The organism is uncultured Psychromonas sp., from assembly GCF_947489755.1.
Lineage (GTDB): Bacteria > Pseudomonadota > Gammaproteobacteria > Enterobacterales > Psychromonadaceae > Psychromonas.
Map to the genome: position 1 here is coordinate 51662 of NZ_CANLFB010000015.1, position 17230 is coordinate 68891.

Consider the following 17230-nt stretch of genomic DNA (forward strand, 5'->3'; position numbering starts at 1 on the left):
TAAACTCATTATTTTTTCTGCCAGTATTCTAACAGTTTATTATGAAAAAGGTTCACTACTCTTTCACTTTAATAGATTCATATAACGAGCATGCAGATCTGCTTTTAATTGTGGATACTTTTGCAATAATTCGTTGAGCCGTTCCCTTGCCTTTTCTCTTTGCTCTGTCGCTAATAAGTCATCTATTTTATTAAAAGTTGCCATTACTTCTAAAGCGCCTTCCGGTGTCATTTTACTTATTGATTTCACTTTATTTAATTGAGTCATTTCACTGTCTGCTGAGACTGATGGCAACGTTGAATCAGTCATAATATCGGAGACTTCTTTTTGTCTTCGTTTTTCAATACTTACCCTCTGTTTAATACTTTTTTGAAGCGAATTATTGACGGGCTGCCCAGTCGCTTTAATCGATGAAAGCCCAGTTGCTTCTGTTTCCATTAATTGATGAGTCTCTCGTTTATTTTCGTTATCAGCAGGTTCATGAAATGAATCACTATTATGCAGATATAGTATTGTCACTAACACCAATGAAGCTGCTGTTGAAAGCTGTCCATACCAAGTTTGATATAGCGCTGGTTTTTTTATAGAGGCAATAGGCTTTAAAGGAGTTTGAGTCTTTGTTTCTACTGGAGTTTTTGCTAGCGCTAATATTTTAGCATCTAGTTCAGCACTCGGCTTTTCAGTTGCGCCTTCACTATAAAACCTTGCAATATCATGGTCAGTAAATTTTTCACTCATTATACTTTCCCCATTTTATGCATTAGGCAATGCTTTAACTTATTGATGCCATAACGAATCCGACTTTTCACGCCTTCACTTGATTCCCCAACTAACTTAGCAATCTCATTGAGGGTGAAACCAGATTCATGCTTCAATAAAAAAGCTTCTTTTTGTTGTCTAGGTAATTGCTTCAAACACCACTTTAAATGTTTTGCTTGCTGCGACAAGTATAATTGTTCATCAATATTTTTCTGTTGTAGATCGGCTAAGTACCCCGCTTCTGTTTCATTAGGCACTTCAGTTTCTTTATCTTCAACATTCAATGTAATCACTTTATTTTCAGTTGAATGACGACGGTAATGATCAATTAATTCATTATGCGCAATACGATATAACCAAGTAGTAAATTTACTGCTGACTTGATAAGTCGAACGCGCTTTAATTAATTTATTCCACACATTTTGGTAAAGTTCTTCAGCTAATTCCGGCGTAGCACTTTGCCTTAAAAAATAACGATATAAACTATCTTTATGGCGAGTATACAAAGCAGTAAAAGCGTGTCCATCGCCCTGTGCGTATTGCAACATTAAGCTTTCGTCAACGATCTCTGTCATAAGTCCCTTTACTGTATTTTTACTTGAAGGCTTTACTTAAAAATAATGCGATTTTAAGCGTTTTACTGCAATGCTTGTGCTGTACGTACTAGCTGGATAAATTCAGCACGATAACCAAAGTGATCTTCACCTTTATTCTTAATGGCTAAATCAATACAATCCTGATATTGCCATTGGTTAGTATATTTTGCACCTTTAAGTAATTGTGTAAATCCAGCAACCGCAGCTGAAAACTGAAAGTCCTTACTGGTCGACTTATTTAATAACTCTTCTGTAAAGATAGGTTGACTGATCAATTGGCTGCTATCACTATGCGGTTGTTTATAACGGACCTTAACAAAGGCTAGTTCCTGATTATTTGATGTTGACCCTTTTTCTTTATTATTACGCTTGGGTTGAGATCTAAAATCCTGGTAACGTCGATCGTCTATTTGTTTATTATTCGATCCTACTAAAGTGACTTCATAAAGCGCCGTTACCGCATGACCGGCACCCAGTTCAGCGGCATCGACTTTATCATTATTAAAATCTTCATCGGCTAATAAGCGATTTTGATAACCAATCAATCGATACTCAGCAACTTGTTGAGGATTAAATTCCACTTGGATTTTTACATCTTTAGCGATAATCTGCATGGTACTCGTCAACTCATCTACTAATACTTTACGTGCTTCATTAATAGTATCAATGTAAGCATGTTGGCCATTACCAATATTGGCTAATTGTTCCATCAAACCATCATTATAGTTACCTTGACCAAAACCTAAGGTGGTTAATGCAATACCGGTTTGGCGCTTTTTAGTGATTAATGCCTTAAGCTTATCAATCGATTGCGTACCGACATTGAAATCGCCATCGGTTGCTAAAATCACTCGATTTACTCCCCCCTTTTTAAAGTTCTTTTCAGCAATTTGGTAAGCAAGTTCAATCCCTTGTGCCCCGTTGGTTGAACCACCAGCAGATAACTGGTTAAGCGCTTGAGTGATTATTTGATGGTTATTACCCGGTGTTGCAGGCAAAACGACTCCAGCAGCACCAGCATAAACAACAATGGCAACAGAATCACTTTCATCGAGTTGTTTCGTTAGCATCGTAAGGCTTGATGTCAGAAGTGGTAATTTACCAGGGGTGTTCATTGACCCAGAAACATCTAATAAAAAAACTAAATTAGCAGATTTTAAATCAACTTTTGCCACCTCGAACCCTTTGATACCAATTTTAATTAATTGTCGTTGCTCATTCCAAGGTGCATTACCGACTTCAGTATATACTTTAAAAGGCACCTCTATATTGGCAGGAGAAGTATAATCGTAATTGAAATAATTAATGAACGCTTCCTCTCTCACCGCATCATTAGGAGGTAACTTGCCATTGTTTAAAAAACGACGACTATTACTATAACTGCCTGTATCAACATCAATTGAAAAAGTAGAAATGGGATCGATACTCACTTGTTTAACAGGGTTCTGTATCGAGCTTAAATAATGTTCTCGGTCTTGAGGCTTGCTGAAAATAGGTAATATCGAAGGTACAAGTTTATTAACGAGAGTATCATTAGCTAGCAAAATAGGATGGGAATTTTCCATTTTCTTTACACGAGACAGACGAGTAACATGCCGTTCTTTTGATGATAAGACATGATTATTTTTTAACGTATTTTGATCCAAAGCCTCCTTTTCTTGTTGAAATTCTTCAACCGCTATATTCTCTTGTACTACTCCGTTAGCATCTTCAGCTTTTATTGGCTTATCTTTTTCATCATAGCTTTGATTACAAGCCGTTAAACTAGTTAACATTAGCAAGCTAAGCGTTGTTAACTTACATTTTGAATGGGGAAAAATATTAAAATTAAATGCGCTATTCGCTGTACTTATTAACGCAGCAGTGGACGTAACAAACATAGCTCGAGGAGTATTATTCATAAAATCACCTTTTAAATAAAACAGTATTGTTACTGCTATAAACGGATGACTTTATAAAATGGGGTTAAAAAATATTTAAAAATACTTATATTAAGCGCTTACTATGCGAATCTATAAAAGTATTTTTTATATTAATAAAACATAAAAGGATTTGATACGAATAAAAATTACTTGTCTGTTATCATATCCCGTCTTTTTCTCACTGTGGGATATTGTAATGAATTCAGCTTCGCCAACTCGCTCTCGTTTGGCCTCAATTATTTTAGTATTAGGTATTTTATTGATAGCCGCCAATTTACGAGGTCCAATCACAGGTATTGGCCCTGTGCTAGATCAGGTCATCAACAGCTTTCAATTAACGGCTTCTCAAGCAGGTATGTTAACAACTCTTCCTCTTCTCGCCTTTGCAATTGCCTCTCCAATGGCAACGACCTTAGCTAAAAAGCAAGGACTAGAGATATCATTATTTATTGCATTATTATTGGTTGGTTTAGGACTAAGCACACGCCTAATTGATTCAGTAGTTGTGCTTTATATCGGAACCGCTGTCATTGGAGTGGGTATTGCGATTGGTAATGTTTTATTACCGAGTTTAATTAAACGTGATTTTCCACATAAAGTAGCCGTGATGACGTCTGCTTACGTATTAGCAATGGGCATTTTTGCAGGTAGTTATTCGGCGTTACTTATCCCATTAGCGGCTTATAAAGATCTTGGTTGGCAAGTCGCATTAGCTTGTTATGGTTTAATTACGTTATTCAGTATTATTATTTGGTTACCGCAATTAAAATTGCATACAAAACCGACGAAAGACCTCACTCAATCACATACCAAAGGTAAAATTTGGCATCATTCCATTGCCTGGTACGTGACCTTGTGTCTCGGTCTCAATTCCTTTTTTACCTACGTGATGATTGCTTGGTTGCCAAATATATTAATGGAAGGTGGTCACAGTGCCCAACAAGCAGGTGTATTACATGGCGCGTTTCAAATGGCCTCTGCTGTACCAGGAATAATCCTAATACCTTTGTTATCAAAATTAAAAGATCAACGAATACTCGCGTTATCGTTGGCAATTTTAGGCTTTATTTGTGCTTTAGGTTTATTGTACTTCCCTCACTTTGCTTTTATTTGGTCAACAACCTTAGGTTTTTGTGCCGGTGCTATTTTTATTTTAGGCTTATCTTACATAAGCTTACGCACTCATCATTCAAGTCAAGCAGCGTCATTATCAGGAATGGCACAATGTGTAGGCTATTTACTAGCTGCCATCGGCCCAATGTTTGCGGGAGCTTTACATTCACACTTTGACAGTTGGGCTCCTGTATTGTGGTTATGTGCTTTAGCGAGCTTATTATGTGGTGTATTTGGATATTTAGGTGGACGAAATGTCACTTTACATGAACATGCTTAAACTTATACTTATTATAGACAAGCTAATTACTATTTATGATCAAACTTAACTTATAATCACACTTAACTAAGTAACCTCAGTTGTGGATAAGCAAAGCGATGCAACACCCATAATGGGGCTTAGTTAAGTGACTTGGTTAAGTTACTTGGATTCAAATAATAAATGGATAACTATTTTTTAAATAGTGGGGACAGTATCAAAAGCATTAATGTCGCTGAGTTCTTTAAGCCATAGAGCTGCAGAACGACACCAGATTTGTACTTTAGGTATTAGTTGTTCTCGTTGTTTGATAGCGCCAATACGTAAACCATATATTTTATCGCCATCACCTACCGATGTAGCATAAAGTGTTGTACCACAATTTTCACAAAAGCCTTGCGCTCGCTTATTACCACTTTCTGCTATTTTTATGTACTCTTTAGGCTTCCCTACAGTAAAAATAACACTATTAGGTAATGTCATTACTGCAATACGAAAAGGACCACTAGAGATCTCTTGGCAATCAGAACAATGGCAAGCGATCACTTTGTTTTGATCAACTTCAGCAGTATATTGAATCTCACCACAATGGCATTGACCATTAATTTTCATAAAAACCTTAATAAGTTTAACAATTACATGCCTTAGCCAAATACGATCTTGATTCAATTTATTTAATAAAACAAACCATGTACGCCTGCGACACCAGCAAAAACAGCAACTAAACTAATTGATAATAAAATGGTGTGCATCAACTGCAAATATTGAAATGCTCTATCGCTATTTTTCTGTGCTTGTAGATGAAACCATTTATGTAAAAATAAAGGCTCAAGCACAAATAAGACCAGCATAAATAGTACCCAAATGAATAGCATTAAATGAATCCACCATTGCATCGATGCCCATCCATTCAATACGTACAACATATAAAAACCAGACAACCCAGTCACTAAAGTGGTTAATTTAGCTTGAAAGCCAAACTGATGTTCTAACGTCTCAAATAAGCTTAATCTGTTCTCGGTGGAAGTGCTTTTTCTAATAGCCGGAATCAGTACCGTAGTAACAAAACCTACGCCACCAATCCAAAGTACAACAGCGACGACATGTAATGCACGTGCAATAACAAAGTAATGATGTTCCATACAAAGCGCCTTATATTTACGCTTAACGTTGTATCTGATTAACCGATTCGAAAAATACAGACACAACTTGTTAGCGTTAATAAAGTAAATAAAATAAAGTGATAGGAGTGATATAACGTCAACATCACCTCTTTTCTATTATATTAAGCTTTATTTTATATAGAACTTTGTTCTACATTAACTTTTGTTCTTTCAGCCACTCTATGACTTTAATTGATCCAAGTGAACAAAGGGCTTTATTATCGTAATCAATAAATTGAATTTCTTCTATTTCTGCTGCTGGGGCTAAGCGCCCTTTGAACTCAGCAAAATAACAAGTTAATTTAACCATGACATCATCAGCCCGACCGTCAGCTTTTGCTTTAAAAGTGCCAGCGTATTTGATTGATTCAGGCACTAAATCAATAGAAATTTCTTCTTTAATTTCACGTATTAATGCCGCTTCATCAGACTCGCCTAACTCACGTTTTCCACCTGGAAGATAAAAAAGCTTTTTGTTTATAGAACGAGCATTTAATAACTTGCCCTCGTAAATATATAGCCAAGCTAACTTATCAATTTCTTTTTTCATAACTATCCCAAAATATAACTATCAAGTGTAAACATCCTTATTCACTTAGCTTTTTCTACTCATTCCTGCTGATATTGCCAAGACACTGCCCAATACAATAAACACACTACCAACTGTTCGGTTAACAATTTTCATCGTACTTGGTTTTGTTAATAGAGGGCTTATTTTTGTACCTAACCCAGCGTACATAAACATGGAGGTGCAATCTATAAAAAACCAAGTGCTAGCGAGTACGGCATATTGTTCAATTTGTGGTAAATCAGCATTCATAAAACTAGGGAATAATGCAATAAAAAATAATAGATCTTTAGGGTTGCTGATACCCACCATAAAACCTTTTCTAAATAATAAATAAGCAGAGTAAGCGACAGGTTTTTTATTTTTATCGACATCTATCTCAGGCTCTGTACAACATATGGATGTTGTATCAACGTTATTCTCTATAGTCTTTTCTCTCCAAGCGCTCCATCCTAGATACAATAAATACCCTGCACCCAATACTTTGATCACAAAGAAAAGTGTCTCAGAAGCGACTAGAATAGCGCCAAGGCCAACAGCTGAAAGAGTCATCAGTAATAATGCAGCAATAGCGCCACCCAAAATGGTAGGGAGTGTTTTTTTGTTGCCGAATTTAACACCATCGGAAATACATAATAGCGCGGAAGGTCCGGGACTAAATATCAGTACGCTAATAACGCTGACATAAACTAGCCAAGTACTTAATTCCATTTATCTAACTCCATCATTTAACTTAATTTTTATTATTGTTTTTTATTTATTGCTCTAAATTTACACGTGACTTTATTTGTAGTTTTATACTACTTATATAAATAAACTTATAGTGAAATGTGTATTTAGACAAAAAATAATGTGCCTAAGATTTAATGCAAAGTATTAAAGAGCTCAATACTTTGCATTATTTTATAGAGTTTACTCGTTAAAACCGTTTCCTGTTTAACCACTTTCATTGAAGTAAAATACCCTAAAGCTTATAAGTAACCAGCATTGAGGTTAAATAAACGCTAAGGGCTATTTTTAGGCGTGGTTTTAGGAAATAGTTTTTACGAATAAGTACCACGAATCGGGTAATCATTCTCAGGTGCTTTAATAAATTCAAGTCCACCAGCTAATACGTCTATTTCAGGTCGAGCAAGCGGACCATTTGAGATATTAAGTACTTGCACTTGGCCTTTTTCATTAATAACAAATAAGCCAGGTTCAGCAAAAACATGATCTGTCTCTTTTTCTGAGCGAGGATTAGAAATATACAATCCTAAAGCCTGCATTTGCTCAATACTTAAACCATAATAGATAGGAAAACTTATTTCTAAATCAGCTAAATGTGTTTCAAGTTGCGCTTTACTATCTGCTGATACAGCGACAATTTCAACACCGTTAGCTGTAATTCTTTCTTTATATGTTTCAAGTAAATTAAGGTATTTAGTACATAATGGACAATGCTTACCACGATAAACGACAACCATTTTCCAATCAGCATCGTCAGATATATTGCGAAGGTCGACGTCGGTGCCATCAAGCCCTTTTACTAAAATAGATGGAAAAGGCGAGCCCGCTGTAATTGCTGAATGTGCCATAATATTTGCTCCTGATTTATATTAAAAAGATTAAACTCGACAATAAAATACTTTGTTTAAATGAAAGTGTTTATTGTTTGAAAATTAAATTGAATGTAACAGGTACTGCAGTACTAATTGAAGGTAACCCAGCAATCTCTTTAAGCTGTTGGACTCCCTTTTCTAAACCATAATCACTTGCATTAATGACAAGTGGCATAACAGAAGTCACTAATAATCTTTGATCGTTTAATTTAGTAACTTGTACATCTGTTGTGATCTGATTTATTACCCCATGAAGCGATAAATTAAACTTAACGGATTCACTATACGTATCACCAACATTTAAACTTGCCAATTTTTCTACATCAACAAATCCAGTTAATTTTGCATCCACAAATTTCGCGGTATCAAATAACATTTTTTCAATTCGTTCATTACGAATACCAATATTAGTTTCAACACTACTAAGGTCGATGTTTAGCTCTACCTGGCCAGAGTCGTTGATTTTCCCCGTTAATTTTTCAAAACTATGGACCTCACCTACCTTTAAACTTTTGATGCTGACAAAATTGAGTTTGGAACTCTCAGCAGACAAATCCCATTGTGCAAATGCACTTGGTGACAAAAAGGCAAACAACAGGGCAACTCCAGAGAGTGCTTTCATAAAAATCTCCATTAATTTTTAGTTAACTTAAAAAAACCTACAAGTACCATCGTCTTAACATCTTGTTAAGTAGAATAACTCCGTATTTACGGTGGATAGACAGCTCTAATATTTGTATTAAAGCTGTCACACAATATCAAACGTAGTAATTTAATCAATCAGTTAACCAAGGTTTAATCATAACAAATAAGAAAAGTGAAAAAATAGGGAAACGAAAAGCATGATTTAATCAAAAGTATTGGCCAATATTATTATCAAGCGCTTTAGCTAAAGAGCGTAGTTAAAAGACGTCATTAAAGGGATTAATTAAAGAAGTTAGTTGAGGGGCTTAATTAATGAGATTAATTAAGCATAAAACGTTGTTGGATACATTAAACTTATGTGGCTCATTTTGCTTTAAAATAACACAAAATGCTAAAGTCGTTATGTCAAACAACAACATGACGACTTAACCGATGAATGATAAACAGATAAGAAACTTAATTTAACAACGCCATTAATTCAGACATATGCTTAATTTGAATAGAGGCGAGAGGATGTTTATCGTCTAATGTAGGCGCATAATAAATACATTTCATTTTGGCCCCATTAGCCGCCTGCAAACCAACTAGACTGTCTTCAACAACAAAACATCGAGCAGGGTCAGCATTCATCTTTTTAGCGGCATGTAAGAAAATACCCGGCTCAGGCTTCCAAGTATCAATATCGTAAGAGCTGAAAATATTATCCTTAAAGAATTCCGCTAACCCAGTCACTGCTAAAGCTTGCTTAATTTTCTCTCTAGGGGCAGACGAAGCAACGCAAAAAGGAATAGTTAATGAACTTAATAACGCTTTAACTCCCTCATTCGCTTTTAAATGGAGTTCAAAAAGATGTTTTACCTTAAGGCGATAATCGGGAATAAAATTCTCAGGGAAAGAAATATCAAACTCAGATGCTAAGCTAGTCAGAGTAACATTAAGCTTAACGCCTCGGTATAATGCCATTAATTCCTCAGCGTCAGAGTCAATACCAAGTTCAGCAAGTTGCTGCTGTAGAGCAAGATTGCAAAGAAACTCGCTATCAACTAACGTCCCATCACAATCAAAAATAATCAAATCCAATATTTACTCCTTATGCCGAACTTCATTGAATGACCTCATTTAATAACGATATTAAGTCACTTTAGTAGACAGCTTTATTAAACCAATATTGTTGTTTATTTACCCTATCAAACATAACGATTTAATCAACCTGTTGTATTTATTTTAATGTGTTAGTACTTCATTTATGGAAAATACAGCACAGAATTAAACGTTACCTTTTTATAAGTAAAGGATGAAAGGGAAATTAAAATCATCATATCCTTAAGTCATTTAAGTCATTTAAGTCATTTAAGTTCCAGATAGAGATAGAGATAGCTATGCCGTACAATTATGTCAATTGACCTCAGCATTAAACGCTTTCCTCATAGCCCGTTATTACTTCAATAATTTTTCTTAAATGACACAGAACTAACTGTACTAACGATATAAAAAATATAACTCATTTATTTTAAATAAAATAACGATTTCATTAACCATAATTGACGTTAAGTAGATATCTCATCGGCCCATAATGTTGACTCTACAGAGGAGTTAATGATTTCAGCCTCTGTAATATTTAACGTCTTACTCAACTCATCAACTTTGCCCCAATTTGAATTTTCAACGGCTTCCGCTAATTTAATAAGATCTTGAAGTCGACCTTCTTCGCCTAACAGCGCATCTTTAATTTCTTGATTAATGTTTAAAGGTTTCACAATAGCCGACATCTCTGAATCGAGTAAAGCATCGATAACCGACAACATGCCACACAGGTAACCGCTCTCTTTTTTATGATGTAAGCCCATTGAAGATAAGATCATTTCAAAGAATTTTGCACGCTGTAAAGACATATTAGACAGTATGCTAGGTTTACCTGAATTTAATGTTTTGATCACTGCATAAGTTATAAACTTACGAACGCGATCTTCTCCTAGGTAAACCAGCGCTTGTTGTAATGATTTTATTGGCGACCTAACCATCGAAAATTCATTAACAAAATTCAGTAATTTAAAAAGTAACCCAGGATTACTGGCGATTATTTTTTCAATTAAACGAAAGTCAAGTTCGCTACTAGACACCGCCACTGACAGCTGAATTTTTGAATTGAGAGAAGAATCCAATATTTTATTATAAATCATTTCAGGTTTACTAAAAAAGTACCCTTGAAAAAGATCAAACCCGTGCCCTTTTGCAGTATTAAACTCTTCGTAGGTTTCCACTTTTTCAGCTAAAAATTTAATGTCATAGTGAGTTAAAGACTTAATATACGTAGCCGCTTGGGAAAGAGAATAGGTTGTAATATCAAACTTTATGATATGGATATGTTTATAAAAACGCTCCCACTCTTTGCTCGGCACAAAGTCATCTAAGGCAATCGTATAACCTTTATTTTTTAATTCGACAATAATATTGTATAAGTCATCACTGGGTGGGCAATCTTCTAAAATTTCGATGACATAGTTTTTATTAGGGAAGTCAAATGGAAGCCTGTCGAGTAAACTTTCATAACCAAAGTTAACAAACCCTTTTTTGCCATCAAGAATTCGCTTTTGATGCACTAAAGTTTGATTAACCAAGATACTTTTAGTGGCGTAATCAGAACTGACATTTGGAAATGAATTTTCTTTTCCATCTCGATAAAGTAATTCGAACGCAATGGTTTTTTTATTTCTATCGACAATTGGTTGTCGAGCAACATAAGAAGACATATCCATACCTACTTGTAACAAATTAATGAATTATTTATTTAGCATCCATCTAAATAATAAGAGCACTGAACAACGTTGTTATGTGCATTGGGTCATCTAAAAACTAGGTTCTGAGGTTGATAGGTGTAGAAGCAATCAATAACCACAATGACAGGTTTATAAACTAAATAATATAATTAAAATACAGAATAAAAGAACTTAAACAGCAAAGTGTGAGGTAATTAGTTTTTGTCATTTTTATATTTATTTTTTTAATAAAAATTGATCTCAATCATTTGATTAAAAAGACAAGTAAATACCTATATTTGTATAGCATACAAATCTAAAAAACTAACCATATAAATTTAAATAGCTCTTTAAATCATAAAAAAGACGGTTTCTACTATTTATGATTGACGCTAATTAAAAACATTTAAAATAATAATGAAATCTCTTGTTCATTAAGGTTCCAACCTTATTGTTGGGCGCATAGGCTCGTTAAAACCAGTAAGCTAATTTAACCCCAGCTCTAGATAAAAACCAGTTAACGCTATTATTTCAGTAGACTTCTGTATCGCACTCATACTAGTAGAAAAACGTTATTAATATTATCGATAATCGTTTTTAGTTTGTTAATGTTATGTGCAACTAATATAATTCAATTATCAGGCATATAATTTAAGCCGTTATAAATATACAAACAAGGTTATAAATGAATCCAATTATTGCAATTTTAAAAAAACACAATGTCAGTGACGAGAAAATCAAATCACTGTTTGAAGCGTTAACTGATAACCCATTAATGGCAATGGGTTTGGTACAGCAACTAGGTATTCCACCAGAAGAGTTGAAACAATTGATGGGCACAATCATGACACAGCCTCATTTAATTAAAGAAGCAACGGATGAGCTAGGCCTAGACTTTGCTAAAGTTCAAGAAGCAAAAGAAAAACTAAATAAGTAATAAGGTAAGCTTCTGCCACATTAGAAACCAAAATATATCGATATATTTTGGTTTTTTATCTACTTTCAATTATTCCCCCTTTCCTTTTATCATCATTTAGTCTGTTTAGACTTAAATTAATCAATGCGTAACGTGTAGATCACATACACATTGTGAGTGAAATGATATTCAACATTCAAAACCAACAGCCTATTTGACTATGGTTTATTAATTCCATAATGATTGGGATTTTCATCTCTTTTTTATCTAACTCGTTCAAGCCAAAATAACGCCATCAAAATAGTTTAATCAACATAACCTTATCGAAATAAGGTAGATACCTAACATAAAGGGGAACTTAAAATGAAAGCCATTGGATACCAACAAAACTTACCGATAGAAAATGAATTATCACTACAAGATATCGAGCTAGATCTGCCTATTGCACAAGGGCATGATGTTTTAGTTGAAGTTAAAGCAATATCAGTCAATCCCGTTGATTTTAAAGTTCGCCAAACAGCGCCCTCTCCTGAAGGTGAGTATAAAGTATTAGGATATGATGCGACGGGTATCGTTAAATCTGTTGGCGAAAGTGTCACACTGTTTAAACCTGGCGACAAAGTTTGGTACGCCGGTGATATCACTCGTTCAGGTAGTAATGCACAATTTCAATTAGTTGATGAGCGTATTGTTGGTTATATGCCAAGCTCACTCTCTTATGGTGAAGCTGCAGCATTACCGCTAACCAGTCTCACAGCATGGGAGCTATTATTTGATCGCCTTAATATCATTAAAGACGATCCATCAAAACGTATTTTAGTGATTGGTGCCGCTGGCGGTGTGGGTTCAATCATGGTGCAGTTATTAAAACAACTGACTCAACTAGAAGTTATTGCAACAGCTTCACGCCCAGAAACGGTCTCTTGGTTGGAAGATTTAGGCGCTGATACAATCATTAATCACCGCAACCTATTAAGTGAAGAATTCACTGCTAAAGATTTAAAAGAAGTAGATTACGTAGTTAGCTTAAATAATACAGAACAACATCTCCCTGAAATTATAAAAATTATTAAGCCACAAGGGAAGTTTGGGTTAATTGATGACCCGACAACGTTAGATATTAAACCCTTTAAAACTAAAGCTGTATCTGTGCATTGGGAATTAATGTTTACTCGTTCATTGTTTAAAACAGATGATATGCAAGAGCAACATGAGATTTTAAATAATGTAGCAAAAATGATTGATAATGGGCTCATTAAAACCACTGTGGGTGAAAATTTAGGCGAGATTAATGCGACTAATTTACGCAAAGCTCATCAACATTTAGAAACTCAAACGGCTAAAGGCAAAGTCGTATTAGAAGGTTTTTAGTTACATAACCTCAATTCTGGTTAACGGAAGCGAAAGGTTATTTAAAATCATATAGTTATAAATATTTATTCTACAATACTGCTAGTTGTGCGTAGTTCAAGGCAAATTGTTGAAGCAATAACTGGTTATTGGGAAATAATTTAACGAAGAAATTCGCTCAATTAGTGGTGTTGTATCGCTTTTCTTATCCGGAACTGAGGTTACAGATTTCATTTTACCGTTTACTAAACAAAAGAGCTCTCGGTAGCTCTTTTGTTTAGTACAGTTTAGCTAACAGTGAGTTAACTGTTAATAGACGGTTTTATTTAACCTCAATTCTGATTAATAATATCGCTGTTATATCGTTTTTCTTATTCTGAACTGAGGTTATTTATACATCTGTTTATAATTAGGCACATGGTCAACCCAAAAAGCGGGCGTACCTATATATCCTTGGACCATTTTAATAAATTCACTGACTAATGGTGTTTGTTTTCGGTGTGGATAAAGCGCATAAATACCAGTATCCATGGTTGATAATTTATGATCAGTCAATAATGCAACTAACCCCATCTCTTCAATCGGCTTTTCCAAATTAAACAAGTCGATAATCGCGTACCCTAAACCTGCTTGAACAGCGTCCATCATCGCGCGTACATCACTGACTTTATAATTTCCTTTTATCTTAAATGTTTTCATCAGCTCACCATGAGGTTGTTCACTGACTTTTATTTGGTCAAGACTCACATCGCCATTCCCGTAAATAATAGCGGGCAAAGCAATTAACTGTTCAGGTGTTGTAGGTAATCCGTAGTGTGCAATAAAGCCATCAGAAGCGACCAATGCAAAATGAGTACTCGCTATTTTTTTAACCATTAAATTTGAGTCATTTAACTTACCCATTCTAAAAGCCAAATCAAAATGATCACCAATAATATCGCTTCGTTTATCATCTAACATAAGCGTTATTTTCACATGCGGATACTGCTGCATAAATTGATTAATAACAGGCTGGATATATTGCTGACCAAAAAACATGCCAGAGGTAATACGCAACATACCTTTTGGTTGAGACTGATAAGAATCAGCAGTACTTTTAATATCGCTTAATGTATCAACAACAATATGCGCTTGAGCCAAAATTTCCTCGCCTGCCGATGTTAGAGAAAACGAACGTGTAGAACGGTTAAGTAATTGCACCCCTAATGTTGTTTCTAATTTTTTAATTTGTTTAGATAATGAGGAATTATCCATCTCATGAATGGCGGCAGCTTTAGCAAATGAGCCTTGTTGCACCACATCTATAAATAACGTTAATTGATTAGTAATCGACACAAGGTGCTCCAATAAATACTTTTTTGATACAGAGGTAAATCCGTTTTATAGGCTATTGAAAAATACACTTCTTACGTAAAGTCAAAAACGTAAAGTCAAAAACGTAAAGTCAAAAACGTAAAGTTAAAAGCAATTAGATTATAAAACTTGATTTATTATTATTGATAATTTCGGCCATAATACATTAAATACGTCACTTAAATACTATAGTTAAACGATGCACTTAGATAAAACCATTTTGAAGCAGTACTACTAAATGATGGATTGGAAACTAGGTATATAAATAAAAAGTGCCTTTAAAAAAAGACTTAGCAATAAGCAAATCAGAAAATAGGAAAGTTCATTTAAAGATCCCTTTCCTACTACATCTTTTCTACTTATTGAAAGCGCTAATTTATTGCATTAATTTATCATTTTCTTTTACTCTTTCTGTTGTGGTTTTAGCGGTTGTAGCGGTCAAGTAAATTGACTCTAAGATGTTAGCGAGAAGCTAGCTTCCAAGTTTTAAAACCTCCGCTCATATTTTTCACCGTATAACCTAAGTTAGTTAATAAACGAGCAGCAACATGACCCCGAACACCGACTTGACAATAAACTAGCATTTCTTTGCTTTGGTCGAGTTTACATAAGTTTGATCGAAGCTCATCCACAGGAATATTAATCGCCCCTGGAATCATCCCCATTTTACTCACCTCAATTTGGCTACGAACATCGAGTAAAACCTGCTGTTCAGAAAGAGACGCCAAAGATTCAGTGTGAAAAATAAATTCATCTCCTTTCATTACATTAGAAGCCACTAGTCCAGCTTGATTCACCACATCACGAGCAGAGCCAAAAGGAGGGGCATAACATAATTCAAGGTCTTGAAGATCAAAGACACTTAACCCTGCTCTTTGTGCGACTGCAATAATATCAATACGTTTATCAATCCCATCTTTACCTACCGCTTGAGCCCCTAAAATAACCCCACTGTCAGGATTAAATAATAATTTTAACGTCACTGGTTGCGCACCAGGATAATAACCAGCATGACTCGCGGCATGTACATAGACTTTTTCATAAGCCATGCCTTTGCGCACTAAGGTTTTTTCGTTTAAACCAGTAGAAGCCACAGCTAAATCAAATACCTTACAAATTGCTGTACCTTGTGTTTTTTTATAGGTTTCCGTGGATCCGAATATAACATTCGCCGCTAAACGACCTTGTCGATTGGCAGGTCCAGCTAACGGCGCGAGCATTGCTTCACCTGTTACAAAGTCCAGAGTTTCAATTGCATCACCTACCGCATAAATAGAGGGATCACTGGTACGCATATACTCATCGACTCTGATACCACCTAATTCACCAATTTCTACCCCTGCTTTTACTGCTAAAGAGGTCTCAGGTTTTACGCCTACCGCCATAATCAACAAGTCAGTTTGAAACTGGGTGCCATCATTTAATGTTAAAGATAAAGTGCGATCAGTTTCTTCACATAAAGCGACTTCTTTTAAGGCTTTACCTAGTTTTAACTCAACATGATGAGCCTCTAATTCATCATGTAACATATTCGCTATTTCAATATCAACCGGTGCCATCACTTGAGGAGCAAGTTCAACTAATGTGACGTCAATTTTACGGTGACGAAGTGCTTCTGCCATTTCTAAACCAATAAAACCACCACCACACACGGTCGCATGTTGAGGTTTATTCTGTTCAATTGAAGCCATAATGGCATCCATGTCAGGTATATTTCTCAAAGAATGGGTTAGGTGGTTATTAATCCCTGAAATAGGTGGAATAAAAGGACTCGCACCAGGACTTAAAATAAGCACATCATAAGTTTCAGTATATTGTTCATTTGTCAGCGTATTCTGAATATGAATAAATTTTTCTTCTTTATTAATCGCTAAGACTTCATTTTGTACACGGACATCTATATTAAATCGCTTCTTAAAACTTTCCGGAGTCTGCAAAAGTAACGCTTCTCTTAATTCAATCTCCCCACTGATATGATACGGCAGACCACAATTAGCGAATGAAATATGTGGTCCTCGTTCTAATATAATGATTTCAGCAGTTTCATCTAAACGACGTGCTCTTGCAGCAGCGGAAGCGCCACCAGCAACACCACCAATGATTAGTATTTTTTTAGACATATTGACTCCAAATTAATATAAAAATGGCACCCCAGTGCCGTTCTTGATTCAATTCCAAAATAAGAACAACACATTAAAAAATGACTTAATGTGTGCCTATAAATGACTG

16 protein-coding genes are annotated in these 17230 nt (G+C 35.1%); 3 read left to right on the top strand and 13 right to left on the bottom strand.

Annotation, left to right across the window (positions count from 1 at the left end; genetic code table 11):
- Nucleotides 1-63: 63 nt before the first annotated feature.
- The 3 genes from Q0794_RS10085 to Q0794_RS10095 form a co-directional block, all read right to left on the bottom strand.
- Nucleotides 64-738, bottom strand: coding sequence for a hypothetical protein (locus Q0794_RS10085; RefSeq protein ID WP_298941593.1), 675 nt, complete (start codon nt 736-738; stop codon nt 64-66).
- Nucleotides 738-1334, bottom strand: coding sequence for a sigma-70 family RNA polymerase sigma factor (locus Q0794_RS10090; RefSeq protein WP_298941594.1), 597 nt, complete (start codon nt 1332-1334; stop codon nt 738-740). The genes Q0794_RS10085 and Q0794_RS10090 overlap by 1 nt, the downstream gene beginning before the upstream one ends.
- 62 nt (nt 1335-1396) lie before the next feature.
- Nucleotides 1397-3256: a VWA domain-containing protein gene (locus Q0794_RS10095; RefSeq protein ID WP_298941595.1), complete on the bottom strand. Its 1860-nt coding sequence runs from the start codon at nt 3254-3256 to the stop codon at nt 1397-1399.
- A 217-nt stretch (nt 3257-3473) separates the two neighbouring features.
- Here Q0794_RS10095 and Q0794_RS10100 point away from each other — a divergent pair, with 217 nt between their 5' ends.
- Nucleotides 3474-4670: an MFS transporter gene (locus Q0794_RS10100; RefSeq protein WP_298941596.1), complete on the top strand. Its 1197-nt coding sequence runs from the start codon at nt 3474-3476 to the stop codon at nt 4668-4670.
- 177 nt (nt 4671-4847) lie between these two features.
- Here the strand turns inward: Q0794_RS10100 and Q0794_RS10105 are convergent, their stop codons facing one another.
- The 8 genes from Q0794_RS10105 to Q0794_RS10140 all read right to left on the bottom strand — a co-directional run bounded on the left by Q0794_RS10105 (nt 4848) and on the right by Q0794_RS10140 (nt 11376).
- Nucleotides 4848-5261: a GFA family protein gene (locus Q0794_RS10105; protein ID WP_298941597.1), complete on the bottom strand. Its 414-nt coding sequence runs from the start codon at nt 5259-5261 to the stop codon at nt 4848-4850.
- A gap of 62 nt (nt 5262-5323) precedes the next feature.
- Entirely contained in the window at nt 5324-5791 is a 468-nt protein-coding gene (locus Q0794_RS10110) for a hypothetical protein (RefSeq protein ID WP_298941598.1), read from the bottom strand.
- A 172-nt stretch (nt 5792-5963) separates the two neighbouring features.
- The gene (locus Q0794_RS10115; RefSeq protein WP_298941599.1) at nt 5964-6362 is read right to left on the bottom strand and encodes an NUDIX domain-containing protein; all 399 of its coding nucleotides are present in this window, start codon (nt 6360-6362) and stop codon (nt 5964-5966) included.
- Between the two features lie 45 nt (nt 6363-6407).
- On the bottom strand, nt 6408-7091 hold the full coding sequence (locus tag Q0794_RS10120) for a LysE family translocator (RefSeq protein ID WP_298941600.1): 684 nt from the start codon (nt 7089-7091) through the stop codon (nt 6408-6410).
- Nucleotides 7092-7423: 332 nt separating this feature from the next.
- Entirely contained in the window at nt 7424-7957 is a 534-nt protein-coding gene (locus Q0794_RS10125) for a peroxiredoxin-like family protein (protein WP_298941601.1), read from the bottom strand.
- Between the two features lie 70 nt (nt 7958-8027).
- The gene (locus tag Q0794_RS10130) at nt 8028-8603 is read right to left on the bottom strand and encodes a YceI family protein (RefSeq protein WP_298941602.1); all 576 of its coding nucleotides are present in this window, start codon (nt 8601-8603) and stop codon (nt 8028-8030) included.
- 479 nt (nt 8604-9082) lie between these two features.
- A complete protein-coding gene (locus Q0794_RS10135) occupies nt 9083-9706 on the bottom strand; it encodes an HAD-IA family hydrolase (RefSeq protein ID WP_298941603.1) in 624 nt (207 codons plus the stop codon).
- A 467-nt stretch (nt 9707-10173) separates the two neighbouring features.
- Entirely contained in the window at nt 10174-11376 is a 1203-nt protein-coding gene (locus Q0794_RS10140) for an HDOD domain-containing protein (RefSeq protein ID WP_298941604.1), read from the bottom strand.
- Nucleotides 11377-12067: 691 nt separating this feature from the next.
- Between Q0794_RS10140 and Q0794_RS10145 the strand changes: the two genes are divergently transcribed.
- Together Q0794_RS10145 and Q0794_RS10150 are read left to right on the top strand one after the other, a co-directional pair.
- On the top strand, nt 12068-12319 hold the full coding sequence (locus tag Q0794_RS10145; protein WP_025562281.1) for a DUF2999 family protein: 252 nt from the start codon (nt 12068-12070) through the stop codon (nt 12317-12319).
- Nucleotides 12320-12661: 342 nt separating this feature from the next.
- Entirely contained in the window at nt 12662-13669 is a 1008-nt protein-coding gene (locus tag Q0794_RS10150) for a zinc-binding alcohol dehydrogenase family protein (RefSeq protein ID WP_298941605.1), read from the top strand.
- Between the two features lie 366 nt (nt 13670-14035).
- On the opposite strand, the gene Q0794_RS10155 is transcribed toward Q0794_RS10150, so the two are convergent.
- Both Q0794_RS10155 and Q0794_RS10160 read right to left on the bottom strand, forming a co-directional pair.
- Nucleotides 14036-14983 carry a LysR family transcriptional regulator gene (locus Q0794_RS10155; RefSeq protein ID WP_298941606.1) on the bottom strand — a complete coding sequence of 316 codons (948 nt, stop codon included), beginning with the start codon at nt 14981-14983 and terminating at the stop codon, nt 14036-14038.
- Nucleotides 14984-15462: 479 nt separating this feature from the next.
- Entirely contained in the window at nt 15463-17121 is a 1659-nt protein-coding gene (locus Q0794_RS10160) for an FAD-dependent oxidoreductase (RefSeq protein WP_298941607.1), read from the bottom strand.
- Between the last annotated feature and the right edge of the window lie 109 nt (nt 17122-17230).

Excerpts from the sequence above, each read along its gene's own strand:
- Q0794_RS10085 (WP_298941593.1), bottom strand. The coding sequence starts at position 738 with ATGAGTGAAAAATTTACTGACCATGATATTGCAAGGTTTTATAGTGAA.
- Q0794_RS10090 (WP_298941594.1), bottom strand. The coding sequence starts at position 1,334 with ATGACAGAGATCGTTGACGAAAGCTTAATGTTGCAATACGCACAGGGC.
- Q0794_RS10095 (WP_298941595.1), bottom strand. The coding sequence starts at position 3,256 with ATGAATAATACTCCTCGAGCTATGTTTGTTACGTCCACTGCTGCGTTA.
- Q0794_RS10100 (WP_298941596.1), top strand. The coding sequence starts at position 3,474 with ATGAATTCAGCTTCGCCAACTCGCTCTCGTTTGGCCTCAATTATTTTA.
- Q0794_RS10105 (WP_298941597.1), bottom strand. The coding sequence starts at position 5,261 with ATGAAAATTAATGGTCAATGCCATTGTGGTGAGATTCAATATACTGCT.
- Q0794_RS10110 (WP_298941598.1), bottom strand. The coding sequence starts at position 5,791 with ATGGAACATCATTACTTTGTTATTGCACGTGCATTACATGTCGTCGCT.
- Q0794_RS10115 (WP_298941599.1), bottom strand. The coding sequence starts at position 6,362 with ATGAAAAAAGAAATTGATAAGTTAGCTTGGCTATATATTTACGAGGGC.
- Q0794_RS10120 (WP_298941600.1), bottom strand. The coding sequence starts at position 7,091 with ATGGAATTAAGTACTTGGCTAGTTTATGTCAGCGTTATTAGCGTACTG.
- Q0794_RS10125 (WP_298941601.1), bottom strand. The coding sequence starts at position 7,957 with ATGGCACATTCAGCAATTACAGCGGGCTCGCCTTTTCCATCTATTTTA.
- Q0794_RS10130 (WP_298941602.1), bottom strand. The coding sequence starts at position 8,603 with ATGAAAGCACTCTCTGGAGTTGCCCTGTTGTTTGCCTTTTTGTCACCA.
- Q0794_RS10140 (WP_298941604.1), bottom strand. The coding sequence starts at position 11,376 with ATGTCTTCTTATGTTGCTCGACAACCAATTGTCGATAGAAATAAAAAA.
- Q0794_RS10145 (WP_025562281.1), top strand. The coding sequence starts at position 12,068 with ATGAATCCAATTATTGCAATTTTAAAAAAACACAATGTCAGTGACGAG.
- Q0794_RS10150 (WP_298941605.1), top strand. The coding sequence starts at position 12,662 with ATGAAAGCCATTGGATACCAACAAAACTTACCGATAGAAAATGAATTA.
- Q0794_RS10160 (WP_298941607.1), bottom strand. The coding sequence starts at position 17,121 with ATGTCTAAAAAAATACTAATCATTGGTGGTGTTGCTGGTGGCGCTTCC.